The 24880-nt window shown below is 61.1% G+C and carries 22 protein-coding genes and 2 tRNA genes; 16 read left to right on the plus strand and 8 right to left on the minus strand.

Going from position 1 to position 24880, the window contains the following annotated elements:
• Positions 1 to 82 precede the first annotated feature (82 nt).
• On the minus strand, positions 83 to 253 hold the full coding sequence (locus IP79_RS15155; protein ID WP_082336958.1) for a Flp family type IVb pilin: 171 nt from the start codon (positions 251 to 253) through the stop codon (positions 83 to 85).
• Positions 254 to 354: 101 nt separating this feature from the next.
• Positions 355 to 537: a Flp family type IVb pilin gene (locus tag IP79_RS02065; protein WP_054117577.1), complete on the minus strand. Its 183-nt coding sequence runs from the start codon at positions 535 to 537 to the stop codon at positions 355 to 357.
• A 100-nt stretch (positions 538 to 637) separates the two neighbouring features.
• Between IP79_RS02065 and IP79_RS02070 the strand changes: the two genes are divergently transcribed.
• The gene (locus tag IP79_RS02070; RefSeq protein ID WP_054117578.1) at positions 638 to 1078 is read left to right on the plus strand and encodes a (deoxy)nucleoside triphosphate pyrophosphohydrolase; all 441 of its coding nucleotides are present in this window, start codon (positions 638 to 640) and stop codon (positions 1076 to 1078) included.
• A gap of 30 nt (positions 1079 to 1108) precedes the next feature.
• A tRNA-Arg gene (locus IP79_RS02075) sits at positions 1109 to 1185 on the plus strand.
• A gap of 63 nt (positions 1186 to 1248) precedes the next feature.
• On the opposite strand, the gene IP79_RS02080 is transcribed toward IP79_RS02075, so the two are convergent.
• Complete coding sequence (locus IP79_RS02080) at positions 1249 to 1638, minus strand: metallopeptidase family protein (RefSeq protein ID WP_054117579.1); 390 nt, start codon at positions 1636 to 1638, stop codon at positions 1249 to 1251.
• A gap of 193 nt (positions 1639 to 1831) precedes the next feature.
• Between IP79_RS02080 and folE the strand changes: the two genes are divergently transcribed.
• Both folE and IP79_RS02090 read left to right on the plus strand, forming a co-directional pair.
• Positions 1832 to 2452, plus strand: a complete 621-nt coding sequence (folE, locus tag IP79_RS02085; protein ID WP_054117580.1) for a GTP cyclohydrolase I FolE — start codon at positions 1832 to 1834, stop codon at positions 2450 to 2452.
• A gap of 151 nt (positions 2453 to 2603) precedes the next feature.
• Positions 2604 to 3050 (plus strand): hypothetical protein, encoded by a 447-nt coding sequence (locus tag IP79_RS02090; protein ID WP_156318039.1) that lies wholly within the window; start codon positions 2604 to 2606, stop codon positions 3048 to 3050.
• Positions 3051 to 3119: 69 nt separating this feature from the next.
• Here IP79_RS02090 and IP79_RS02095 read toward each other — a convergent pair whose 3' ends face one another.
• Positions 3120 to 3599 carry a peroxiredoxin gene (locus IP79_RS02095; RefSeq protein ID WP_054117582.1) on the minus strand — a complete coding sequence of 160 codons (480 nt, stop codon included), beginning with the start codon at positions 3597 to 3599 and terminating at the stop codon, positions 3120 to 3122.
• 181 nt (positions 3600 to 3780) lie between these two features.
• Between IP79_RS02095 and ahcY the strand changes: the two genes are divergently transcribed.
• The 8 genes from ahcY (at position 3781) to trxA (ending at position 16787) form a co-directional block, all read left to right on the plus strand.
• On the plus strand, positions 3781 to 5205 hold the full coding sequence (ahcY, locus tag IP79_RS02100) for an adenosylhomocysteinase (RefSeq protein WP_054117583.1): 1425 nt from the start codon (positions 3781 to 3783) through the stop codon (positions 5203 to 5205).
• Positions 5206 to 5306: 101 nt separating this feature from the next.
• A complete protein-coding gene (locus tag IP79_RS02105; RefSeq protein ID WP_054117584.1) occupies positions 5307 to 7667 on the plus strand; it encodes a PAS domain-containing sensor histidine kinase in 2361 nt (786 codons plus the stop codon).
• Positions 7664 to 8128: a tRNA (adenosine(37)-N6)-threonylcarbamoyltransferase complex ATPase subunit type 1 TsaE gene (tsaE, locus tag IP79_RS02110; protein ID WP_054117585.1), complete on the plus strand. Its 465-nt coding sequence runs from the start codon at positions 7664 to 7666 to the stop codon at positions 8126 to 8128. Before IP79_RS02105 ends, tsaE begins: the two co-directional genes overlap by 4 nt.
• Complete coding sequence (locus IP79_RS02115) at positions 8125 to 9114, plus strand: aminoglycoside phosphotransferase family protein (protein WP_054117586.1); 990 nt, start codon at positions 8125 to 8127, stop codon at positions 9112 to 9114. Before tsaE ends, IP79_RS02115 begins: the two co-directional genes overlap by 4 nt.
• On the plus strand, positions 9111 to 9833 hold the full coding sequence (locus IP79_RS02120; RefSeq protein WP_054117587.1) for a nucleotidyltransferase family protein: 723 nt from the start codon (positions 9111 to 9113) through the stop codon (positions 9831 to 9833). Before IP79_RS02115 ends, IP79_RS02120 begins: the two co-directional genes overlap by 4 nt.
• Complete coding sequence (locus IP79_RS02125) at positions 9826 to 12855, plus strand: PD-(D/E)XK nuclease family protein (RefSeq protein ID WP_054117588.1); 3030 nt, start codon at positions 9826 to 9828, stop codon at positions 12853 to 12855. The genes IP79_RS02120 and IP79_RS02125 overlap by 8 nt, the downstream gene beginning before the upstream one ends.
• The gene (gene addA / locus IP79_RS02130; RefSeq protein ID WP_054117589.1) at positions 12852 to 16394 is read left to right on the plus strand and encodes a double-strand break repair helicase AddA; all 3543 of its coding nucleotides are present in this window, start codon (positions 12852 to 12854) and stop codon (positions 16392 to 16394) included. Before IP79_RS02125 ends, addA begins: the two co-directional genes overlap by 4 nt.
• Before the next feature lie 72 nt (positions 16395 to 16466).
• Complete coding sequence (trxA, locus tag IP79_RS02135; protein WP_054117590.1) at positions 16467 to 16787, plus strand: thioredoxin; 321 nt, start codon at positions 16467 to 16469, stop codon at positions 16785 to 16787.
• Between the two features lie 3 nt (positions 16788 to 16790).
• Here trxA and IP79_RS02140 read toward each other — a convergent pair whose 3' ends face one another.
• Positions 16791 to 17585 (minus strand): inositol monophosphatase family protein, encoded by a 795-nt coding sequence (locus IP79_RS02140; protein ID WP_054117591.1) that lies wholly within the window; start codon positions 17583 to 17585, stop codon positions 16791 to 16793.
• The gene (argJ, locus tag IP79_RS02145) at positions 17582 to 18808 is read right to left on the minus strand and encodes a bifunctional glutamate N-acetyltransferase/amino-acid acetyltransferase ArgJ (protein ID WP_054117592.1); all 1227 of its coding nucleotides are present in this window, start codon (positions 18806 to 18808) and stop codon (positions 17582 to 17584) included. The genes IP79_RS02140 and argJ overlap by 4 nt, the downstream gene beginning before the upstream one ends.
• Positions 18809 to 18896: 88 nt before the next feature.
• Here argJ and IP79_RS02150 point away from each other — a divergent pair, with 88 nt between their 5' ends.
• The 3 genes from IP79_RS02150 (at position 18897) to IP79_RS02160 (ending at position 22838) form a co-directional block, all read left to right on the plus strand.
• Complete coding sequence (locus IP79_RS02150; protein WP_054117593.1) at positions 18897 to 19172, plus strand: hypothetical protein; 276 nt, start codon at positions 18897 to 18899, stop codon at positions 19170 to 19172.
• A 122-nt stretch (positions 19173 to 19294) separates the two neighbouring features.
• The gene (secA, locus tag IP79_RS02155; protein ID WP_054117594.1) at positions 19295 to 22054 is read left to right on the plus strand and encodes a preprotein translocase subunit SecA; all 2760 of its coding nucleotides are present in this window, start codon (positions 19295 to 19297) and stop codon (positions 22052 to 22054) included.
• Positions 22055 to 22082: 28 nt separating this feature from the next.
• A complete protein-coding gene (locus IP79_RS02160) occupies positions 22083 to 22838 on the plus strand; it encodes a sulfite exporter TauE/SafE family protein (protein ID WP_054117595.1) in 756 nt (251 codons plus the stop codon).
• Between the two features lie 34 nt (positions 22839 to 22872).
• Here the strand turns inward: IP79_RS02160 and IP79_RS02165 are convergent.
• Both IP79_RS02165 and IP79_RS02170 read right to left on the minus strand, forming a co-directional pair.
• A tRNA-Asn gene (locus IP79_RS02165) sits at positions 22873 to 22947 on the minus strand.
• 96 nt (positions 22948 to 23043) lie between these two features.
• Positions 23044 to 23838 (minus strand): NAD kinase, encoded by a 795-nt coding sequence (locus tag IP79_RS02170; protein ID WP_054117596.1) that lies wholly within the window; start codon positions 23836 to 23838, stop codon positions 23044 to 23046.
• A 154-nt stretch (positions 23839 to 23992) separates the two neighbouring features.
• On the opposite strand from IP79_RS02170, the gene IP79_RS02175 reads away from it, so the two are divergent.
• The gene (locus IP79_RS02175; RefSeq protein WP_054117597.1) at positions 23993 to 24823 is read left to right on the plus strand and encodes an EAL domain-containing protein; all 831 of its coding nucleotides are present in this window, start codon (positions 23993 to 23995) and stop codon (positions 24821 to 24823) included.
• Positions 24824 to 24880: the final 57 nt, after the last annotated feature.

The following is a 24880-nucleotide window of genomic DNA, read 5'->3' on the forward strand; positions in this document are numbered from 1 at the left end:
CCGCATCCTTATTGCCGACACACAAAAAAAGAGCGGCGGGGTTGTGCCCCGCCGCTCTTCTTTTTTTGCGATGTCGCCTGGCTTAGCCGGCGTTGTCCATCGCGGTACCAACATCGGTGAAGGTGCCGCTGATGCTGCCTTCGAGGGCGCCCAGCGACGCGATGAGAGCGACGGCGATCAGAGCAGCGATCAGGCCGTATTCGATAGCAGTGGCGCCCTGTTCGTCACGAGCGAGCTTCTTGAAAAAGGTCATGTGTAGTCTCCTGGTTTGGTCTTCGGTACCCGCGTCCGATACTTGCCGTGCCGGACGAATTTTTGTCTAAGCGATAGTTCTTGCGAAATTACTAACTCCGCTCAATTACCGCTCGCTTCCGCCACTTCGTCTGCAACGCGTTCCCACGTGCCGATGGCCGAACCTGCGAACAGGCCCAGCGCGCCCATCATCCCGATGACGATGAGGCTGGCGATCAGTCCGTATTCGATTGCGGTCGCCCCCGAGGTGTCGTCGCGCAACTTCTTCAGATTTGTCGACAACATTGAGGAACCCCCCCTATCCAAGCTTTCTGACACCTTCAAAATCGCGCTTGCGAGTTAAGAAAAGGTTTATGGAAGCCTCCATGATGGAAAAAAAACCGACATGACGACCGGCTGGATCACTGTCGTTGCTGGCGCGCTATACCGTGCGGACGGCCGTTGGCTGATGCATCGTCGTCCGCCCGAAAAGCATCATGGCGGCCTATGGGAGTTTCCCGGGGGTAAGGTTGAACCCTTTGAAACTCCTATCCAATCCCTCAAGCGGGAACTCGCAGAAGAGATCGGGATCACGATAGATTTCTTCGACTGTCATCCGGCCGGATTTGCCCAAAGCGCAGCGAATAACGACGAACGGGCGATTGTCCTTCTCCTTTACACAATCAGTCACTGGCAGGGCGTGCCGGAAGCGCTGGAGGGCGGAGAGGTCTGCTGGTTCACCCCCGAAGAGGTGTTGGCTCTGTCAAAACCCCCGCTTGACGTCGCCTTGGCACGGCAGTTGTTCCGAAATAACGTTTCTGCAGCAAACGGGCCTTGCCAAGATTGAAAGACCCCCTTATTGGGCGCGCTCCAACACGCACCCGTAGCTCAGCTGGATAGAGCACCAGACTACGAATCTGGGGGTCGGACGTTCGAATCGTTCCGGGTGCGCCAATAACGCCCGCTCCTTGAAAAAGGGGCGGGCGTTGTCGGTTCATGGCCCGGCGCTATTTGTCATCAATCTTCGACGCTATCTTCCAGTGAGTGCATGTCATCATCGGAAAAGCCGAAATGGTGGCCCGCTTCGTGGATCACGACGTGCCGCACCAGATCTTTGAAGCTGACCCCGGTTTCGCCCATCTCTTCCAGCAGCGGCTGACGGAACAGGCTGATCACCGGCGGAAGCGTTGCGAAATCCGATTGTGACTGATCGGGCAGGGCCACCCCTTCATACAGGCCGGTTAAATGCCAAGGGTCGGACAGTCCAACCGCAGCGAGCTGTTCGGGCGTGGCAAAATCCTCCACCTGGATTACCACACCGGCTAACTGATCCCGAAACATTGCAGGCAGCTTCGCAAGCACTGCGCGCGCCGCATTCTCGAAGTCGGCAATCGTGAGATCGCGCAAAAGCTTGCTCCTTTCGGGCGCCGGGGGATGAAATGGCGCGGATTCTTCCTACATCGCGAAATTGGGGACGCCATCATCCTTGCGCAATCGGTCATTTGGCCGGAACGCCTTGGGCAGCCGGGGGTTGTCGTCATTCTGGATCAACAGGTGAGGGGCTCTTTAAGAGCCGATGACGGAAGAAAGACGACAACCCATGAACTATACGTCTGCCCACGATCACGATTTCGATCCCGAGAATCCGTTGGGCAAACCCGAAGTGCCCGATCACGTTCAGGATGCGATCCGTACACTGATCGCCTGGGCTGGCGATGATCCGGATCGCGAGGGACTGCGTGATACGCCCAAGCGGGTTGGGAGGGCCTGGCTGGAATATTGCGAGGGATACAAGGAGGATCCAGCGATCCACCTTTCGCGCATTTTCGAGGAAGTGGGCGGCTATGATGAAATCGTGCTGCTCAAAGACATTCCCTTCCAGTCGCACTGCGAACATCATATGGCACCGATCATCGGCAAGGCGGCCATTGCCTATCTTCCCAATAAGAAGGTGGTTGGTATCTCGAAGCTTGCCCGCGTTCTGCATGGCTATGCCCAGCGGTTGCAGATCCAGGAACGGCTGACAGCAGAAGTCGCCAAGTGCATCTGGGACAATCTCGAACCGCACGGCGTGGCCGTGGTGATCGAAGCGCAGCACGGCTGCATGACCGGGCGTGGCGTGAAGACCCCCGGTGTTGGCATGATCACGAGCCGGGTGCTGGGCTGCTTTCTGGATGATGATCGCAGCCGCAAGGAAGTGATGAGCCTGATGGGCTATTGATTCTACGGTTTAAAAAATCTCCTAACATATTGTAATATAACTGCGGTAGAGCCCCGGTTCGCGATTGCCCGATTTGAATTCGCGTCTTCTACATGCTACAGTTGGCACGTCACTGGCCACATAAGGCTGGGGCAAAGCAGGAGACATGAAGATGAAAAAACTCAGCATTGCAGTGCTGTTGGGGGCGTGCATCGCATCGCCCGCAATGGCGCTGGAACATGAAGTAGTTATCGAGCATGCCGCCGGCACTATCGCCGCAGATTATGCGGGCACCGTTACGGTAGAGACCCGTCAGGTTGGTTCTGCGGGAGTGGCTGGTCGTCCTAGCACCCTGCGATGCATCTGGACTGCTTCGCTCAGCGTTGAACGCACAGCAAAGGTTGGCGATACCCTCAACTCACGACGTTCGATGACGGGGGATGATGTTGCCAGCGGCTCCCGCCCGGGATGGTGCCAGACGCAGGCCAACGCGATCGACCGCTTGGTCGATTCCCGCCGCGAAACCTTCCGCATGGCAATGCTGGAACTGGTTGAGCAGGATCGCAGTGCCATTCTCGCTGAAGCCGATAGTCTTCGGGCAACCAATCGCGAAGGCTAGACTTTGGCCAACCCGTTAAAAAAAGGGCGCCCCGCAAAGGGCGCCCTTTTTGATTCCGTCATTTTTGTATCAGAGCTGGCCGAGCATGTGATCCGCGCTTGAAACCTTGAAGTCGCCCGGCTCTTCGACATTAAGCTGTTCGACCACACCGTCGTTGATGACCATCGAAAAGCGCTGCCCGCGCTTGCCCATGCCGAAGCCCGATCCATCCATGGTGAGACCGATGGCCTCGACAAATTCGGCATTTCCGTCTGCCAGCATGGTGATGTCGTCGCTGCCCGAAGCCTTGTTCCAGGCGCCCATTACGAAAGCATCGTTGACCGCAGTGCCGACGATTTCGTCAACGCCCTTGGCTTTCAGATCGGAGGCTTTGTCAACAAAGCCCGGCAGGTGCTTGGCCGAACAGGTCGGGGTGAAGGCACCGGGCACCGAGAACAGCGCAACACGCTTGCCTGCGAAATAATCGCTCGACTTGACCGCCTGCGGGCCTTCCGCGGTGGCTTTGACCATTGTTACTTCGGGGATTTTGTCGCCAACGGAAATCGTCATGATCTGTGTATCCTTTTATATGCGGGGTATCCACGGGTCTCTACCGTGGCTCACGGCAGGGGGCAACAAATAGACATATAAAGATAAGTTTATATTTGCCTCCCGCGCCGCGCGCGGCTAGGGGCCTGTTCCAGAACAACCTGTCCCCCAAAGCGCGTGTTTTCGCGCAGGAGAATTACTCATGGCCACGCTCGCTGCTGCCCCGACCCACGAATATGTCATCAAGGACATCGCGCTTGCCCGTTTTGGCCGCGACGAGATCCAGATTGCCGAAACCGAAATGCCTGGCCTGATGGCGTTGCGCGAGGAATATGGTGCTGCCCAGCCGTTGAAGGGCGCCCGCATTACCGGTTCGCTGCACATGACGATCCAGACCGCGGTGCTGATCGAAACGCTGGTAGCGCTCGGTGCCGAAGTACGCTGGGCGACCTGCAACATCTTCTCCACCCAGGATCACGCGGCGGCGGCGATCGCAGCAAGCGGCATTCCCGTGTTCGCAATCAAAGGCGAAACGCTGGCCGATTACTGGGATTACGTGGGCCGCATCTTTGATTGGGCAACTGATGAGAATCCTGATCTCACCTGCAACCTCATCCTCGACGACGGCGGCGATGCCACCATGTTCGCGCTGTGGGGCGCGCGCCTTGAAGCGGGCGAAGAAATGGGCAAGCCGACCAACGACGAGGAAGTCGAATTCCAGCGTGCGCTTAAGGCATTCGTCGCCGCCCGTCCGGGTTACCTCACCAAGACCGTCAAGGCGATCAAGGGCGTTTCGGAAGAGACTACCACCGGCGTGATGCGGCTTTACCAGATTGCCAAGCAGGGCAAGCTGCCGTTCCCGGCCATCAATGTGAACGATTCGGTCACCAAGTCGAAGTTCGACAACCTCTATGGTTGCAAGGAATCGCTGGTCGACGCGATCCGCCGCGCGACTGATGTCATGCTGGCTGGCAAGGTCGCCTGCGTTGCCGGTTACGGCGATGTCGGCAAGGGTTCGGCTGCTTCGCTGCGTGATGGCGGCGCGCGCGTCATGGTAACTGAAGTCGACCCGATTTGCGCGCTGCAGGCGGCGATGGACGGCTTTGAAGTTGTCACCATGGAAGACGCCGTCAAGCGCGCCGATATTTTCGTGACTGCCACCGGAAACGAAGACGTGATTACCGCCGATCACATGATGAACATGAAGCCCATGGCGATCGTCTGCAACATCGGTCACTTCGACAGCGAGATCCAGATCAGCGCGCTTTCCAACTACGATTGGAAGGAAATCAAGGAAGGCACCGATCTTGTGACCTTCCCCGATGGCAAGTCGATCCTGATCCTCGCCAAGGGCCGTCTGGTGAACCTCGGCTGCGCCACCGGTCACCCCAGCTTCGTGATGAGCGCTAGTTTCACCAACCAGACGCTCGCCCAGATCGAACTGTTCACCAAGGCGGACGAATACCAGAACGACGTCTATGTCCTGCCCAAGCATCTCGACGAAAAGGTCGCCGCGTTGCACCTTGAAAAGCTTGGCGTGAAGTTGACCCAGCTCAGCAACAAGCAGGCCAGCTACATCGGCGTGCCGCAGGCTGGCCCGTTCAAGCCTGATCACTACCGCTACTGATCCGGTGAAGCCGCCCGTCCCACCCTGTTTTATCACAGGGTTGGGGGCGGGCGGGTTCATCACCGTTGCGCTGCTGCGCTCACGCGCATAGCGGTTGCATCATGGATATATCGCCCCTTTCGCTTGTGCTGATCGCGCTTGTGCTGGCCGCTTGGACCGTGGGTGCGGCGATGGTGATTCTGCGCGCCAATCGCGGCATGAAGCGGGCCAGGGCGGTGAAGACCAGCCTCAAGCGGATGCAGACGTTGATGGACGTCGCACCTGCTCTGCCGTTGCTGGTAAGGGTTGACGGGCGGATCGAGGCGCCAGAACGGCTGGCGCGGATGCTTGGTCTGTCTGCCATGCCAAAATATCTCACTGAACTGGCACGCGAAGCAGGTGCACCCAAAGGCGGTGGCCTGGCGAAGGATCAGATCGATCAATTGTGGGCCAAGGTGCAGGCCACCCAGAAAAGCGCCGCCCCCTTTCGCATGGCGATCAACCTGCCTGGTTCGCAGCGCAGCCTTGCGCTTTATGGTACGCTGGCCGATCCGCAGGTGTCGCCCGGCGGCGCGGCGCTGGTTTGGGTGTTCGATTTTACCGAAAGCCATGCCGAACTGGCGCGGCTGCGCGCTGCAGCGGCGCGCGCGACGGGTGATTTCGCAGCGCTGGTCGGGCTGATCGAAGCAGCGCCGATGCCGATGTGGTTCCGCGGCGGCGATCTGACCCTTCAGCTGGTCAATCAGGCCTATGTTGATGCGGTGGGCGCAGCCAGCGCCGCCGAAGCCGTTCAAAGCCAGATCGAACTACTGGAACCCGAAGGAGGGCGCTCTCCAGCTGAAATTGCGGCGGTTTCGCTGAAAAGCCAGGATAAGTCCGAGCGTATCGTCGCTGCAACGATCCACGGTGCGCGCCGGACCCTACGGGTCAGCGATTTACCGCTCGGGCAGGAAGGTGTTGCGGGCTACGCTATCGATATCGAGGAACAGCAGCAGGTCTCGCGCGAGTTTCGTGCCTTCCGCGATGCCCAGCGTGCGATGCTTGACCAATTGTCGGTTGGAGTCGCACTGTTCGACCCCGAAGAACGGCTGACTTTTGCCAACCTTCCGTTCCGCAGGCTGTTCTCGCTCACGGATGAGGCGATTGATGCGCGCACGCCCTTCGAACGGTTCCTCGCCGAATCGCGCGAACGGGGACGAACGCCAGAAGTGCGCGATTTCCCCGAATGGCGGCGTGAACGTCTGGCTTGGTTTGATGGCAACAAGACCCAGGAAGAGGCATGGCCGCTGCCCGGCGGCACGCACCTGCGGGTGGTTGCGCAGCCGATGCCAGATGGCGGCCTGGTTCTGATCACCGAAGATCGCACCGAAAGCCTTGCCCTGTCTGCCGTTCGCGACACTTTGTTGCGAACTCGTACCGCCACTCTCGACAGCCTGTTTGAAGCGCTCGCCATCTTCGCTCCGGATGGTTCGGTGCAGTTGTGGAATCGCAGTTTTGCAGGAACCTGGGGGCTTACCCCCGAGCTGCTTGATCGGCATCCCAGTGCTGATGAACTGCTGAACGCGATCGGGCGCAATCTGGTGAGGCCGGATGAGGCGGAACTGATTGGTGCAGCGGTGCGCGCTGCTACGCTCGACCGGCGAGATAAGGGCGGGCAGGTGGATCTCGCCGACGGACGCACGCTGCGGTTCGCGGGCATTCCGCTGCCGGATGGCAATGGCCTGCTGACGGTTCTTGATATCACCGCTTCGCAGAAGGCCGAGCAGGCCCTGCGCGAACGTGCCGAAGCGCTGGAGGAGGCTGATGCGGTCAAGGCGCGCTTCCTCGCGAATATGAGCTACGAATTCCGTACTCCGCTGACCACGATTGGCGGATATGCCGAACTGCTCAAGAGCGGCGCGGCCGCCGATCCGCAAGCGGCGGGCGAATATGTCGATGCGATCCTCAGTGCTGTCGAACGCTTGACCGAACAGGTCGAAAATGTGCTCGACCTGTCGCAGAGCGAAGCGGGTCTGCTGCCGATCCGCAAGGAAAGGGTCGATCTGCTCGATTTCCTCACCACGCTTGTGCGCGAGCGCGAGGCGGCGATCATCGCGGCAGGCCTCAGCCTTGATCTGAAGGGACGCAGGGGGAGGGTGGTCGAAGCCGATCCGCGCCAGCTGGGCCGGGCGATCGGCAATCTGCTCGACAATGCGGTGGCGGGCACACCCGACGGCGGCCGGATCGTGATTGATCTGCGCAAACTGCCCGATGACGGGGGCGCGGGGATCGAAATCGTGATTGCGGATAATGGCCGCGGGATGACGGCTCAGGAACTCGCCCGCGCGCAAGGCGGACTGAAAGCGGCGAAGGATGGCGCGCCCGAACGCCGCACCGGCCTCGGCATTCCACTCGCCCGCCAGCTGATCGAGGCGCATGAAGGCACGCTGGACATTGCCAGCCGAAAGGGCGCCGGCACAACAGCAACGATCCACCTGCCATGACCGATACAGGCATCGTTCTGCCCGATCTTGCAGCGATGAAGGCCTACGGAGCTGCTATTGCAGCCCGGCTGCAAGCGGGAGATGTGGTGGCACTGGAGGGCGGGCTGGGCGCGGGCAAGACTACTCTGGCGCGGGCTATTCTGGCAGCACTTGGCCACCAGGGAGAGGTGCCGTCACCAACCTTCACCATCATCGAAACATACGACAGTCCGTCCTTGCGCCTGCCGGTGGTTCATGCCGATTTCTACCGCCTGAAGCACCCTGAAGAACGCCACGAAATCGGGCTCGACGATTACCGCGATGGCGCCGTGCTGCTGGCGGAATGGCCGGATCATGCGGGCGGCTTCAGCCATGAGCCGGGGTGTTTGACGATCATGCTCGATTTGGCGGGGGAAAGCGGTGCCGGGGGACGGATTGCGATTGCCCGTGGCGGTGCGAATTGGGTAGGGCGGATGCCATGAGCGCGCTTCCTCAAGGCCTTGCCGATTTTGTTGCCCACGCCGGTTGGGAGGGAGCGGTGATCGACCCGCTGCCCGGCGATGCCTCGTTCCGGCGGTATTTCCGGCTGACCAGACGCGCTGGCGAATCGGCAATGCTGATGCACGCGCCGCCGCCGCATGAAGACCCCAAGCCATTCCTCCACGTTGCCCATTGGTTGAACGGCAACGGAATGCGTGGACCTGCAATCCTGGCAGAGGATGCTGCGGCAGGCTGGGTACTGACCGAAGATTTCGGCAATGACCGGATGCGCGACTGGCTGGATCTGCATCCGGCCGATGAAGAAGCAGCCTATACCGCTGCGATCGATGCGCTCGTGGCATTGCACCAAGTACCGCCAGGCCCCTTTGCACCCTATGATACGGCAACATACCTGCGCGAAGTTGCTCTATTTACGGATTGGTATTGCCCGGCGATGGGCCTTACCGTTGATGAGGCCGGCTTCGCGTCGGCGTGGCGCGAGGTGTTGGAACCGCTTGAACCAAGTGGTGCAATTAGCGTGACAATCCTGCGGGATTATCATGCCGAAAACATAATGCTGCTCGGCGGGAAACCACATGCGCCGCAAGGTCTCATCGACTTTCAGGACGCGCTGGTCGGCCATCGGGCTTACGACCTTGTCTCGCTGTTGCAGGATGCGCGGCGCGATGTTCCCGAGCCGCTGGAAGCGGCGATGCTGGCCCACTATTGCGCCGCAGCAGGCGTAGAAGACGAAGGTTTCTTTGGAGATTATGCCCGTCTTGGCGCGCAACGGAACGCCAAGATCGTCGGCATCTTCACCCGGCTCGACCGGCGTGATGGCAAGCCGAAATACCTGGACATGATTCCGCGCGTCTGGGCGGCGATGGAGCGTGATCTGGCGCATGCCGCGCTGGAGCCGGTGGCGCGCTGGTTCGATGCGAATGTCCCGGCTGATCTGCGGGCCGCGAACGGAGCCTATCCTGCATGAGCACCGCTTTGCTGGCCTCAGACACCGCGATGATCCTGGCCGCAGGGCTTGGCAAGCGGATGCGACCGCTCACTGCCAGCCAGCCCAAGCCACTGGTGCGGGTGGCGGGTAAGCCGCTGATCGATCACGCGCTTGACCGCTTGGCCGAAGCCGGCGTGGCGCACGCTGTAGTCAATGTGCACTATCTTGCCGACGCGCTGGAAGCTCATGTACTCGCCCGCAGCACCCCGACTGTGACAATATCCGACGAACGCACGCAGTTGCTCGAGACGGGGGGAGGAATGATCAGAGCGCAATCACTTCTGCCTGATCCGTTCTTTGCGCTGAATGCTGACAACATCTGGCTCGATGGGCCAAAGAGCGGGTTTTACGATCTGTCGCGTCGCTGGGATCCGCAAGCAATGGACGCGCTGTTGCTGGTAGTGCCGCACGCCCGCGCGGCAAACTTCAACGGACCGGGTGATTTCCACATGGACCCGCAGGGCAAACTCACGCGTCGCCGTGACGGACGGGTTGCGCCATTCATTTACACCGGCATCCAGCTGGTCAGCCACCGTTTGTTGCGTGACGCCCCGGAGGGGCCGTTTTCCACCAATATTCTCTGGAACCGGGCGATGGAGGAAGGGCGGCTATACGGCCTCAGCTTCACCGGTCTGTGGTTCGAAGTCGGCACGCCGCAGGCGATCCGTCCGACAGAGGAGGCGTTGCACGGTGGCTGAGCCACGCGTCACAGGCCCGCTGGTTTACTCGATCGCCGCACACCGCGGATTTGCCGATGCCTTGGTCGCCGGGCTTGTTCCGCGTTACCGTGAACCCGGTTTCGGCCTTGCGCGTCTGACACTGCTGGTGCCTTCGAGCCGGGCAGCGCGCACCTTGTCCGAAGCCTTCATTCGCCATGCCGGAGAGACAGGCGAGCGCGGGTTGCTGATGCCGCGCATGATCGCGGTGGGCGATCTGGACCTTGACGAGAAGCTCGGCGCGGCGCTTGATCCGCTCGGGGCCTCCGATATCCCGCCTGCCTGCGATCCGGTGCGGCGCTGGCTCGCGCTTGACCGGCTGATTGCCGAGGAACGCGCCGCCGAAGGTATGGACGCGCTGCCTGGCCGGGCTCGACTCAATCTGGCGCGCGAAATCGCTCGGGCAATGGACCGGTTGCTGGTCGAGGAAAAGACCGCTGACGATCTTCTCGGTGCGCCAGTACTTTATAGCGTGACCGGTGTCGCCGATCACTGGAAGCGTGCGATCCGGCTATTTGCGCGGGTCAACAAGCGCTGGCAGGCCGAGCTTGCGGATCGGGGCGAGATTGACGCTGCCCATCGGCGCAACCTTTTGTTCGACCGGGCGGCCCACCTCTGGAAGGCAAGCCCGCCGCCGCACCCGATTGTGGCTGCCGGGGTGACAAGCGCTTCGCCTGCGCTGGCGCGCTTGCTTCGGGTGATCGCCGAATTGCCGCAAGGCGCGGTCGTGTTGCCTGATCTCGATTTGGCCATGGACGATCCGGCGTGGGACGAGCTTGGGCGGGCAGGGGCGACAGATGGACCCGATGGCGCGGTGTTCGGAGTGGACGATGCGCTTTCCCATCCGCAATATCATCTCAAGCTGCTGCTGAACCGGATGGGAGTGAACCGGGCGGAAGTGCAGCAATGGCATCGGCGGGGAGCTGCCGCCGCAGAGCCCTCCCGCAGCCGGGCGATTTCCTCATTGTTTCTGCCGCCACAGGCCAGTCGGACATGGGTGGGCTTGGGCGCGGAATACCGCCGGTTGGCAGGCGTTCGGCTGCTTACCAGCCCAACTATCGAGATCGAAGCGCAGGCAATTGCGTTGATGGTGCGTGAGGCACTGGAGCAACCCGAACAGCGCATCGCCGTTGTCACGGCTGACCGGGGGTTGGCGCGGCGGGTGACGCAGCATCTTGCGCGCTGGAATATCGTCGCGGATGACACCGCCGGTCGCCCCTTGTCGACGACCCCGGCGGGCCGCCTGGTAGGGTTGTTGGCAGAGATCGCCGCCCATGGGCCTGATCCGGGCAATCTTGTGGCCGCATTCGGGCACCCTCTGGTGCGGGGTCATGATGGCGAGGCGCGCCGCGCGTGGCTGGCCGGGTTGAGAGCCTTTGACCGCCAGTTGCGCGGGCCGGCGATCGCCCCGGGACTCGATCCGCTGCGAAAGGCCGCTGAAAAGGCCGAAGTGTCCGATTGGTGGGCAGAGGCAGAGTCATTGATTGAACCCCTCGGTGAATGGCCCACACAGATCGCCTTTGCCGACGCGCTGCGTATTCTTGCCGATGCTGCCGAGGCTATCGCGGGACTGATGGTCTGGGAGCGCGAGGACGGGCGCGCGTTGGGCACGATGATCAATGAACTGCGCAGTCAGTCCCAGGCGCTGGGGACAGTGATCGAAAGCGCCGACATCGCTGGAATTTTGCGCGATGTGATGGACGATGTGGCAGTGCGCCCCGGCTATGGCGGGCATCCGCGGGTTAGCATCTACGGGCTGCTTGAAGCGCGTATGGCCCGCGCCGATCTGGTTATTTGCGGCGGACTGAATGAAGGCAGCTGGCCCCAGCCGCCGGCTGCCGATCCGCTTCTGGCTCCGGCGATCCTGCGGGCGCTCGGCGTGCCGGGCGTAGAGTTCCGCATCGGGCTTGCCGCACATGATCTGGCCGGCGCGATGGGCGCGCCAAAGGTTGTGTTGAGCCGTGCTTTGCGTGATGCCGATGGCCCGACCTTGCCGTCGCGCTTTTTGCTACGCGTCGAAGCCTTGCTTGGAGAGGATTTGGCAAAGGAGCACCGAGAGACCGCGATCCCGGCGCTTCTGCCGCACCTTGACCGGTTGCGCGCGAAAGCAGATCCTTACCCAAGACCTGCACCTGTTCCTTCGCCAGCGTTGCGGTTGGTGCCCATCAGGGTCACCGCGCTCGATCGCCTGCTGGGCGATCCTTACCAGTTCTATGCGCAGGCGATACTTGACCTGAGGCAGTTGCAACCACTTTCTGCCGATCCCTTCAGCGATCCCGCACTTCGCGGAACACTTGTGCACGACATTCTCGACAAATGGCATCGCGCAAAGGCGGAAAATCCTTCACTCGCGCTTGCACCCTTTGCTTCCGCGCATTTTGCCGCTGAACGTGTCCACCCGCTGTTTCGCTTGCTGTGGCAGCCGCGTCTGATCGCAGCGCTCGAACGGTTCGAAAAGTGGATTGCCGATCCGCAGGACGAAGGGCGCCTTGTACTGGCCAGCGAGGCCACCGGCAGCATGACGATTTCCGGGGTGACAGTGATGGGCCGCGCAGACCGGATAGACCGCCTGGCTGACGGCACTCTTGCTATCGTGGATTACAAAACCGGCAGAGTGCCTAGCAAGAAGCAGGTTGAAAAGGGTTTCGCCCTCCAGCTTGGCCTGTTGGGTTTGATAGGGCAGGCAGGCGGCTTTGTGCGCGAAGGCATTGCCGCAGCCGAGCCGACCCGTTTTGAATATTGGTCATTCGGCAAGGATGATGAGGGCTTCGGAAAGAAGGCCAGCCCGATGAAGATGTCATCGCGCGAAAGCGGCCTGCTGCCGGAAGAGTTTCTGCCGCACCATCTATCAAAACTGGAAGAGGCAATCGGTCGCTTCATCAACGGGTCGGAACCGTTCAAGGCCCGCGAGAATCCGGATTATCAGGGCTATAACGAATATGATCAGCTGATGCGGCTTGAAGAATGGGTGACATCGCTGACCGATCAGGGGAATGGTTCATGAGCGGCGGCGGGGGGCTCGTTTATCCCTTGGTGGACAATCAGTTGCTGGCGGCTGATCCGGAAGACAATATCTGGCTGTCTGCCTCGGCCGGGACGGGCAAGACTCAAGTTCTTTCGGCCCGGGTGTTGCGATTGTTGCTGCGCGAGGATGTGGCACCTTCGCAGATATTGTGTCTGACCTTCACCAAAGCTGGCGCTGCGGAGATGTCGAACCGGATCAACGCGGTTCTGGCGCGCTGGGTGCGTCTTCCTGCCGGGGCATTGGCAAAGGAACTTGGCTTTCTCGGGGCTGATTTTGGCCCTGCTACAATCGAACGGGCGCGTAGCTTGTTTGCCAGCGTGCTCGATTGCCCCGGTGGTGGTTTGCGGATCGATACGATCCACGCCTTTGCGCAGTTTCTGATCGGCAATTTTCCCGAAGAAGCAGGCCTCGCCCCGGGCACGCGGGTGCTCGATGACCGCAGCCGGGATTTGCTCGCGCGCGAGGTTCTGACCGATCTGATCGTCAATGCCGAAGCAGTGCATGATGTGCGGCTGCTGGACGCGATTACGCTGTTCACCACGCGCAAGGAACCGGGCGCGCTCCAGAAATGGCTGATGCGCGCTGCCAGTGCGCATGAAATGTGGGAAGGCCGGGATGCCTGGCTTTCGCCAATGGACGCAAGGGTGCGCCAAACGCTAGGCATGCCAGCTGATGCGGACGAGGGTTGGGCGAACGCTCCGCTGCATCCTGATATCTTCCCGGACGATCATCTGCTGTCCATGATCCCGCCGCTGGAGGCATGGCGCACCGCAACATCGGACAAGTGCCTTGCCTTCATGCGTGAATGGCTTGAACTCGATGCTCCGGCGCGGGTGACAGCGGCTGCGGGCTTTCGCAAGACCCTGCTGAAGGCCGACGGGACACCCAATCTCCAGCTCAGAAAGCCGCGCGAGACAGATCCGGATTTTGCCGAGAACCAGGAAATCATCGCCGCCGCACTCGAAGAAATGACGATCCGCCAAAATCTGATTGCCACCGCAGAAATTGTCACTGCTGCTCTGGAAATCGGCCGTGCTTTTGCGCTGCGCTGGGAGGAGCGGAAAGCACGAGAGGGCTTGCTCGATTTTTCTGATCTGATCCGCAAGGCCGCCCACCTGCTCGGCAATTCGGAAGCCGCAGACTGGATCCGGTACAAGCTGGACCGGCATTTTGACCACATCCTGATCGATGAAGCGCAGGATACAAACCAGAGCCAGTGGGACATCGTATTCGCGCTGATCGACGATTTCTTCAGCGGTGAGGGTGCGCGCGGCGACAAACTGCGCACCGTATTCACTGTCGGTGACTATAAGCAGGCGATCTTCGGCTTTCAGGGCACCAGCCCGGAAAACTTCGCCAAGGCGAAAGCGAAGGTCAAGGCGCGGATCGTGCAGGCGCGCGACGGCATCCGCTCCAGCCGGATCAACCGGCGGGAGCCGGGCTGGCAGGATCTCGATCTCGGTCGATCTTTCCGCACAGCCAATATCGTGCTCGATTTCGTCAATCGCATGATTGCAATGCTTGGCTTTGCCGAGTTCGGCCTTGATCAGGAACCGCCTCTACATATCGGGGACGAGCGCCCTGGTCTGGTCACGCTTTGGCCACCGGTCGTGCCCGAAAAGGACGACGGCGACGACGGGGACGAAAGCGAAACCGAGGGCGATGGCCGCGACTGGTTGCCGCGCCATGATACCATGTTGGCTGAAAAGATCGCTGCGCAAGTGCAGCGCTGGCTTAGCCCTGATGGCGAGCCCTTTGTTCTCGAAAAGGGAACGCGCCGTCATGCGCAGGCGGGCGATATCATGGTGCTGGTTCGCCAGCGCAAGGAACTCGCCGCGCAGATCGTGGCCAAGCTTCACGCTCGCGGTGTCGCGGTGGCGGGGGTTGACCGGCTTAGGCTTGGCGCTCCGCTGGCGGTCAAGGACATGCTGGCCGCTTTGCGGTTCGCTGCGCAGCCGCTTGACGATCTCGCTTTAGCGAACCTGCTCGCTTGCCCTTTGATCGGGTGGTCACAGGATGACATTCTGGCGTATGTCCCGCGACCGTCGAAGGTGCGGCTGTGGGATCATCTGCGCCGGAAAGACGCTCCTTCGCTCGTTCTGGCCACGGCTGACAAGTTACGCGAATTGCTGCGGCTGGGCGATTACCAGACACCGCAGGCGCTGATCACATGGCTGCTGAACGGCCCGTGGCAGGGACGTGCGCGGCTGGTCGCGCGGTTAGGAAGCGAGGCGAATGATCCGCTCGACGAACTGATCAACACGGCGTTCGCCTATGAAAGCGAACATTGGCCGAGCCTCGTCGGGTTTCTCCAATGGTTCGATGCCGGCACCGCGGATCTCAAGCGTGATTCGGACAGCGCGACCGGTCAGGTGCGTGTGATGACGGTGCATGGCTCCAAGGGCCTTCAGGCGCCGATTGTGATCCTTGCCGATGCCACGGGCGCACCCGGCGAGGCGGGCGATCTGGCGCTGGAAGACGATGTGCTCGGCCATAACTCCGATCACGATCATGCGCGCAAGGTGCCGCTCCCGCCACTGTCGAAGGACGAGCGGGCAGGGCGGATTGAAGAGGCGGCAGAAGCGGCGAATACCGCAGCCATGCAGGAGCATTGGCGTCTGCTCTACGTGGCGCTTACCCGTGCCGAAGAAGCGCTGTTCATCGGCGGCTCGCTCAACAAAAACGAAGCGAAGAAACGCGAACCCCACCCCGACAGCTGGTATGCACGGCTCTGCCCATTGTTCGAGGGCGATGAAATTTCCGATCCCCTCTGGCTCTGGCGCAAGGAATCGGGCGAGCGGGCCGATCCGTTGGTGCCCGATGATGCGCCCCAAGTCGTCGCGGACGAACGACCGGAGTTGCCACATTGGATGGTCACTCCAATCGGCCCCGAACCGCGCCCGCCGCGTCCGCTCGCGCCTTCGGGTGCGGGGGAGGAAAGTGGGGCAGAGCCGCCACTTCCGCCCGAGGCGATGCGCAATGCAGCCCGGCGCGGAAGCCTGATCCATCGCCTGCTTGAACGCCTGCCCGATGTTCCCGACGCTGACCGCTTTGAGGCGGCGCGCAGGTGGCTGGCTCGGCAGGCGAACGATCTGGATACTGCCGCACACGATGAGATGATATCTTCAGCGCTCGGAGTGCTTGATCATCCGCAATTTGCAGCGCTGTTTTCGTCGCAAGCGCTTGCGGAAGTACCGTTGGCGGCGACCATTGGCGGGATCGTGGTGGCGGGCACGGTTGACCGGCTGCTGATCGAGGATAATCGCATCACAGTCGTCGATTTCAAAACCACCCGCCGTCCGCCCGCCAGCGCTGATGAAATTCCGGCGGCAACCTTGCGCCAGATGGCAGCCTATGTTGCTGCCCTCGAATCGATCTATCCGGATCGTGAAGTGCGCTCCGGGGTTCTGTACACCCATTCGCCCGTATTGTTTGAACTCGCGCCCGAGCAGCTTTCCGGGCCCAAGCAGCAGTTGGACAGCACGCAGGAAAGCTATTGGCCGCTCGCTATTGAGTGAAACGCGGCGCGCACTAGATTGCATTGCAACGCTGCGGGCTTCTATGCTGGGCGGCAACAAGGAGATTATACCATGGCCACCGTCAATGTAACCGATGCCAGCTTTCAAGCCGATGTGCTGGACAGCGATACCCCCGTACTGGTCGATTTCTGGGCTGATTGGTGCGGCCCTTGCAAGATGATCGCACCCGCGCTGGAAGAAATCAGCGATGAGCTTGCCGGGCAGGTGCGCATCGCCAAGATCGATATCATGGAAAACACCGATATCGCTGCGCAAATGGGCGTGCAATCGATCCCGCTGATGGTTCTGTTCAAGAACGGTGAAGCTGTTGCTCGCAAGCTGGGTGCCGCGCCCAAAAGCCAGCTCAAGGCGTGGCTCGAAAGCGAGCTGTAAGCCTCAGTCCATTACCCTCGCCACGAATTCTTCCCAAAGTGCCGGGCTGGATGCACCGACGAGCCCCGGCTTGTCCTGGTCATCCACCCGGTATTCACTGCCATCAAGGCGGGCCGCTTTGCCGCCCGCTTCGTTGAGCCACAGGGCGCCGGCGGCATGATCCCATGCCAGCGTCCGTTTGAAGCTGGAAATATCGTTTTCGCCTAGTGCAAGGCGGGGATATTGCTCTGCCGCGCAGCGTGGGATGTCCACCAGCGTGTAGTGCGGGGCGAGCTTCGCATCGACCATGGCAGCTTGTTCGGGGGTAAGGAAAATGCGACTCACCGCAGTGACGGGCTGCTGTCTGCCAGTGGTCCGGGCTACAATGCGTTCGCCGTTCACAAATGCCCCTTCACCCAGTCGCGTGTGGCAGAAGCGATCCTTGTTCGGATCGTAAATCCACCCCGCCACGGCGCGGCCTGCATCAGCAAGCGCGATGATGATCCCGAACGGTTCCTTGCCTTCCGCAAAGTTCGCCGTGCCGTCGAGCGGATCAATGATCCAGCATTGGCCGGAGAGGTGATCGAGCACGCTTTTGTCGGCATGGACGGCTTCTTCGCCAACCACCGCTACGCCGGGGGCAAGCCTGGTCAGTGCTTCGGTGAGGAAGGCTTCCACTTCACGGTCGACGATGGTCACGGGGTCATCCGTGCCCTTCATCTCGATTTCATCCGCGGCCAGTTGCCGGAAACGCGGCAGCATCGAACGCTGCGCGGCAAAGCGCATCAAATCGCGGATTTCATCGTCCAGCGCGCTCATGAACGATAGTCTGCGTTGATGGCGATATAACCGTGGGTAAGATCGCAGGTCCACACTGTGGCGCGGCCATCGGCAAGGCCGAGATCCACTGTGATGTCGATTTCCTCGCCCCTGAGATGCGCGGCCACCGGGGTTTCATCATAGTCATCGACCGGTAGGCCATCGCGGGCTGCCCATACACCGCCGAACGCGATCGAAAGCCTGTCGCGGTCAGCCGGTTCGCCCGCTTTGCCCACCGCCATGACAACGCGGCCCCAATTTGCATCCTCCCCCGCAATCGCTGTTTTCACGAGCGGCGAGTTGGCGATGGCCAGGCCGACGCGGCGGGCGCTATCATTGCTCGCCGCGCCAGAAACGCGGATGGTGATGAATTTACGTGCACCTTCGCCATCACGCACAACCAGTTGCGCAAGATTGCGGCACACATCGGCCAGTGCCGCTGCGAAAGCATCCGCGCCGGGGCTTTCCCACCCTTCAATCCGCGCATTGCCCGCCTTGCCAGTGGCGAAGACCATCACCGTGTCGCTGGTCGAGGTATCGCCATCGACCGTGATGCAGGAAAATGTCGCGGCATTGGCGCGCTCCAGCGCCTCTTGCAGGAAGGCCGGAGCAATATCGGCGTCGGTGAAGATATAGCCGAGCATGGTCGCCATGTCGGGCGCGATCATGCCGCTGCCCTTGATGATCCCGGCCAGTTCCACGCGCGTTTCGCCGATCATCGCGCTCGCGCCTGCGCCCTTGGCAAAGGTATCGGTCGTCCCGATGGCGTCGGCCGCATCCTCCCACCCGCTTGGCGCGGCCACGAGTGCTGCTTCGATCCCTGCGCGAGCTTTGTCGATGGGCAGTGGCACGCCGATTACGCCGGTGGAGGACACGAACACTTCGTCCATGCCGCAGCCCAGAGCCGTGCTGACCTGCGTCTGGATTGCCTCGACCGCCTCGCGCCCGCGCCAGCCGGTAAAGGCATTCGAATTGCCCGCGTTGACAATCAAAGCCCGCGCGCGGCCCTGCTTTACCGCCTCGCGCCCGAGTTCGACCTCGGACGATGCGCAGGCGCTTTTGGTGAAGACTCCTGCAACGCTCGTGCCTTCGTCCAGCGTCGCGAAGGTAAGGTCGCAGCGATCCCATGTCTTGTATTGCGCGCGCGCAACGCGGAGCGTCACTCCGGCGATTGCGGGCAGATGCGGAAAGGGGCGGGCAAGGGGCGAACGGGTGGTTTGCATGATTTGCGCATCTAGGCGGGCGTAGCCTTACAGTAAATCATCAAAGCTGGTGGACGAAGCGCCACGGAATTACTATCTAGCAGGCGCAATGACCCGGCATATCCTCGCATTTCTGGCCCTGTTGACCGGCCTTGCTGCACTTGGCAGCCCGGCTCAGGCATCGTTGGCCGAGGCATTGTCGTGCAATTCCAGTATCGCGGCGACTGCCGGTGACGAGGCTTTGCGAAGCGAAAGTGCGGCTATCCAGCCCGCGCCTTCGACGCTCAAGCAAAGCCGCGCTGTCGAAGCGCCCCAAAGCCGCCCGGCTCCGCCGCGTGCGCTGCGCCTGCCGGTGCTGATGGGGATTGAACGCGCCTACGAATAGGCGCTGTTCCGCGATCATACCCCTGATTTACCGTACGCTTTGCCCAAGGGCTGCGCGCTTTCCCGATAGAACTAATCTGGCCTGCAAAGCGGGTCTAGCCCGATCAAAGGTTACGCATTTCCATGATCAACGCACTCGTCAAATCCGTGTTCGGTTCCGCAAATGACCGCTACATCAAATCGCTGCGCAAGATCGTTGCACAGATCAATGGGCTGGAGCCCGAACTGCAGGCGCTTTCCGATAGTGAATTGCAGGGGCAGACTGCCAAGCTGCGCGCCTTGATCGATAATGGTGCCAAACTTGATGACATCATGGCCGAGGCATTTGCCACTGTGCGTGAGGCATCGGTACGGGTGTTCGGGATGCGCCACTTCGATGTGCAGCTGATCGGCGGCATCGTGCTCCACCGCGGCGAGATCGCGGAAATGCGTACCGGCGAAGGCAAGACGCTGATGGCGACGCTCGCGGTGTATCTGAACGCGATCGAAGGCAAGGGCGTGCACGTGGTGACGGTGAACGATTACCTTGCCCGCCGCGACGCCGCCGAAATGGGGCAGCTTTACAACTGGCTTGGCCTCAGTGTCGGCGTGATCGTTCCCGGCATGCCGGAGGAAACCAAGCGTGACGCCTACCACGCTGACATCACTTACGGCACCAACAACGAATTCGGCTTCGATTACCTGCGCGACAACATGAAGCACGAACGCGCGCAGATGGCACAGCGCCCGTTCAATTTCGCGATTGTGGATGAAGTGGATTCGATCCTGATCGATGAAGCGCGTACGCCGTTGATTATCTCAGGCCCGACCGAGGATAAGTCCGAGCTGTATGTCCAGCTTGATCAGGTAGCCCGGGAATTTCCGGTCGAATGGCTCGACATTGATGAAAAGGTCAAGCGCGTCCAACTGACCGAAGACGGGTTGGAAGAGGCCGAGAAGCTGCTGATCGAAAAGGGCCTGCTTGCCACCGATAATCTCTATGATGTCGAAAACACCCAGGTCGTTCACCATCTCGATCAGGCGCTGGTTGCCAATTTCGCCCGCAAGCGCGATACCGATTACATCGTCAAAGACGGCAAGGTCGTGATCATCGACGAATTCACCGGTCGCATGATGGATGGCCGGCGCTGGTCGAACGGATTGCATCAGGCGGTCGAAGCCAAGGAAGGCGTGAAGATCGAGCCGGAAAACCAGACCATGGCTTCGATCACGTTCCAGAACTATTTCCGCATGTACCCCAAGCTTTCGGGCATGACCGGCACAGCTGCGACCGAAGCTGCGGAATTCTGGGATATCTACAAGGTTGGTGTGGTCGAAATCCCGACGAACCTGCCGGTCGCGCGGATCGACGAGGAAGACGAATTCTACAAGAACACGCTCGACAAGTTCGGTGCAATCGCAAAGGCGATCAAGGAGAAGAACGAGATCGGTCAGCCGGTGCTGGTCGGCACTGTCTCGATCGAGAAGTCCGAACTGCTCAGCCAGTTTCTCGACAAGGAAGGCGTGAAGCACGCTGTCCTCAATGCCCGTATGCATGAGCAGGAAGCTCGCATCGTGGCGCAGGCCGGGCGTCTCGGGGCTGTCACCATTGCCACCAACATGGCCGGACGCGGGACCGACATCCAGCTGGGCGGCAATATCGAATACCGTATCCAGGATGAACTTGGCGAAGTGCCCGCGGGGCCGGAACGAGATGAAGCCATCGCCCGGATCCGCGCCGAGGTCGCTGCTGAAAAGAAGCAGGTCATCGCCGCAGGTGGCTTGTTCGTGCTTGGCACCGAACGGCACGAATCGCGCCGCATCGACAATCAGCTGCGTGGGCGTTCGGGCCGTCAGGGTGATCCGGGTCTGTCGCGCTTTTACCTGTGCCTTGAAGATGATTTGCTTCGCATCTTCGGCCCCGACACGCTGTTTTCGAAGATGATGAAATCGAACCTCGCCGATGGTGAGGCGATCGGTTCCAAGTGGTTGTCAAAGGCTATCGAGACCGCGCAGAAGAAGGTCGAGGCGCGCAATTACGATACCCGCAAGCAGGTGGTTCAGTACGATGACGTGATGAACGACCAGCGTAAGGTCGTTTACGAACAGCGCGCCGAAATTATGGATTCCGAAGCGGTGGACGATGTCGTGGTCGATATGCGTCATGATACGATCAACAACACGGTCGGCACCGCATGCCCGCCGGGATCATATCCCGAACAGTGGGATATTGCCGGGTTGAAGGCCAAGGTCGAAGAGATCTTCGGCATCCAGCCGCCGTTCGATGATTGGCTTGCCGAAGATCAGGTAGAGCCCGAATTGCTGGAAGAGCGCCTGCGCACGCTGACCGATGAAATGACCGAAGCCAAGATGGTGGCCGATCCGGCAATCTGGCGGATTGTCGAAAAGGACGTGCTGCTGCGCCAACTCGATCACCACTGGAAGGAACACCTCGCGACGCTCGATGCGCTGCGTCAGGTGATCTGGATGCGCGGCATCGCCCAGAAACAGCCGATCAACGAATACAAGCAGGAAGCTTTCGGCCTGTTTGAATCGATGCTGGATACCCTGCGCGAGGAAGTCACCAAGATCCTGTTTCGGGCTGAGCTGCGCATGGAACCGCCGCAGCCGCAATCGCTGCCTGATTTGCCGGACTTTCTTACCGGCCACATTGATCCTTTGACCGGCCTCGATAACTCGGACGACGGCGATGGATCGGAATTGCGTCCGGAACTGTTCGGTTCGCTGGCCGGAAGTCCGCGTGCAGCAAGCGGGCCGGGGGGCGCGAATACTGACAATCCCTGGGCCAATCTCGACATCAGCCGCAATGCACCGTGCCCTTGTGGAAGCGGAAACAAGTACAAGCACTGTCACGGTGCCATCGCCGGCGCACAGACGGTTTGATCGACGCCGGGGGTAGGCGGAGACGGTGATGATCGGTGCGGTTCCGGCTCTGCTGGCGCTCGCCTTTTTCGTCACCGCGCTGCTTTATGCCAGCGTCGGATTTGGCGGGGGATCGACCTATTCGGCCCTCCTGGCGCTTTCGGGGCTGGATTACCGGTTGCTGCCGCTGATATCGCTCGCTTGCAATATCGTGGTGGTCACTGGCGGTAGCATCCGGTTCGCCCGTGCCGGTCTGACTCCCTGGCGCAAGGCCTTGGTGATTGTGGCACTGGGCGCACCGGCCAGCTTTCTTGGCGGGATGACTCCGATCAGGGAGGCAACTTTCCTTGCGCTACTGGGTGGCAGCCTGGTGCTGACCAGCCTCACCATGCTGATCCCTGTGCGTGAAAGAGCTAACGGAGCGCCATTGGGGTTAGCCCGCTGGATGCCGATTGCGGCCGCACCGCTGGGCTACTTTGCCGGTCTGGTCGGAATCGGCGGAGGAATCTTCCTCGCGCCGCTGCTTCATCTTGCACGCTGGCATGAACCGCGCGGAATTGCCGCAACGGCGAGCCTGTTCATCCTCGTCAATTCGCTTTTCGGACTGGCGGGACAGTTGCTGAAGAACGGACCATGGCTGTTCGGCACCGCTTTGGGTGCTGCGCTACCACTGTTGATCGCAGTCGTAATTGGCGGCCAGATCGGCGGTCTGCTCGCCGCACGCCTGCTCCCGCCGCAATGGATCCGGTGGATTACAGCAGCGCTGGTATTGGTGGTAGGGGTGCGGCTTCTGGCGGGAGTGTGACGAGCCGACAATCCAAATCGCCGAACAAAGAAAATGGCTCCCCGAGTAGGATTCGAACCTACGGCCAAGTGATTAACAGTCACCTACTCTACCGCTGAGCTATCGGGGAGCAACTCTTCCAAGCGGTCTAAGGAAGAGCGGAAGCGCGCCTATATGGGGCGGCAAAAAGGAATGCAAGGGGCTTTTGCGCGAAGCCGCGTTGCAATCACTCGGTAATGAACTGCTCGGCGACGATGCGTTCTTCCAGCGATTGGCCGGGATCGAACAGCAGCGTCAATTCGCGGTCGCGCGCAATTTCCAGCCGCACTTCGGCGATGTCGCGCAGTTCCTTCTGGTCAGCCACTGCGGCCACCGGACGCTTGGCCGGGTCGAGCACGCGCAGAATGATCTTCATCCGGTCAGGCAGGATCGCCCCGCGCCAGCGGCGAGGGCGGAACGGGCTGATCGGGGTCAGCGCCAGCATCCGGCTATCCAATGGCAGGATCGGGCCATTGGCCGAAAGATTATAGGCGGTGGAGCCCGCCGGTGTTGCCACCAGCACCCCGTCACAAACCAGTTCCTTGATCCTGACCCGATCACCCACGGTAACTTCGATCTTGGCGGTCTGGCGGGTCTCGCGCAGAAGCGAGATTTCGTTGATCGCGCACATCTCGTGCGTTTCGCCATCCTGGGTGATCGCTTCGACCCGCAGTGGCGAAATCGTCCAGCGCCGCGCGCGCGCCAACCTTGCGGCAATCGCGGCGCGTTTATCATAGCGGTTCATCAGGAAGCCGACTGTGCCCAGGTTCATTCCGAATGCCGGTAACACCCGTCCCGCATCGATCATCGCGTGAAGCGTCTGCAACATGAATCCGTCGCCGCCCAGAACCACGACGGCATCGGCATCTTCGACCGGCACCCATTCGCGCTGTTCCTGCAGCCCTGCCAACGCTTCTTGCGCGCGCGGCGTATCCGAAGCCAGCAGCGCAAGCCGTTGAGGGGATGTCCCGTTGCTCGCCATTTGTTTCTCTCCCCAGGGCAAAAGCTGCCTTGCGCCACTTATCCCCGGTGCATCGCTTTGTGTTTGCCCTGATGTGCCAGTTTCGGGCGGATTGCAATTGATGCGAGTCAGGGGCAGTTTCAATGGCTAAGGCAGCGGGGCCAAGGGGAGTGCGATGGAGCAGGGGCGGGCATCATTACGTGACAAATCCCGCGGGCGCTTTCCCGGCGTCAGCCCCGGCGTGCTCGAAGCGGATCTGTTGAGCGCGCTTGACCGGCGTGAGATCGAAGTCTTGTTCCAGCCGCAATTTTCTTGCCTCACTGGGGCGGTGGTGGGGGCCGAGGCGCTGGCGCGCTGGCGGCACCCGACACTGGGCGAGATTGGAGCGCGCGATCTGTTTGCCGTGGCAGAGCGGGCAGCGCTGGTTGCACCGCTTTCGCGCCATGTGGTCGCCCGCGCGCTGGAGGACGCAGCGACCTGGCCTGAAGGCCTGACGCTGTCGCTCAACATCACGCCTGAAGAACTGGGCGACCCTCGCTTTGCCGCAGATTTTGCCGCGCTGATCGGGCGTTCGGACATTGCGCCCCAGAGACTGATGCTGGAGATTACCGAGGATCTGCTGCTCAGGAACCTGCCGCAGGCCGGTTCCGCGCTCAAGGCTTTGCGGGGACTGGGTTTTCGTACCGCGCTCGACGATTTCGGGGCAGGGTTCTGCAATTTCCGCTACTTGCGCGAACTGCCACTGGATGCGCTGAAACTTGACAAAGCGATGGTCGAAGGCGTGCCCGCCGATGGTACTGCGCTCGCCGTGTTGCGAGCTATCGTGGCCTTGGCGAAGGCACTGGGCCTTGCGGTCTACGCGGAAGGGATCGAGGACGAGATCCAGCGCGCAGCGATTACCGCCGAAGGGTGTGATTTTTGGCAGGGTTTCCTGCGGGCGCAGCCAATGCCGAGCGAAAGCGTGCTGGCACTGGCGCGCACGGCGCGGGGGATGGGGCACGGGTGAGCGCCCCGTTGCCGCCAAACGTCCGGCCACACGCTCCTTGAGCGGATCACAGGGCAT

The organism is Porphyrobacter sp. AAP60 (genome assembly GCF_001296025.1).
Taxonomy (GTDB): domain Bacteria; phylum Pseudomonadota; class Alphaproteobacteria; order Sphingomonadales; family Sphingomonadaceae; genus Erythrobacter.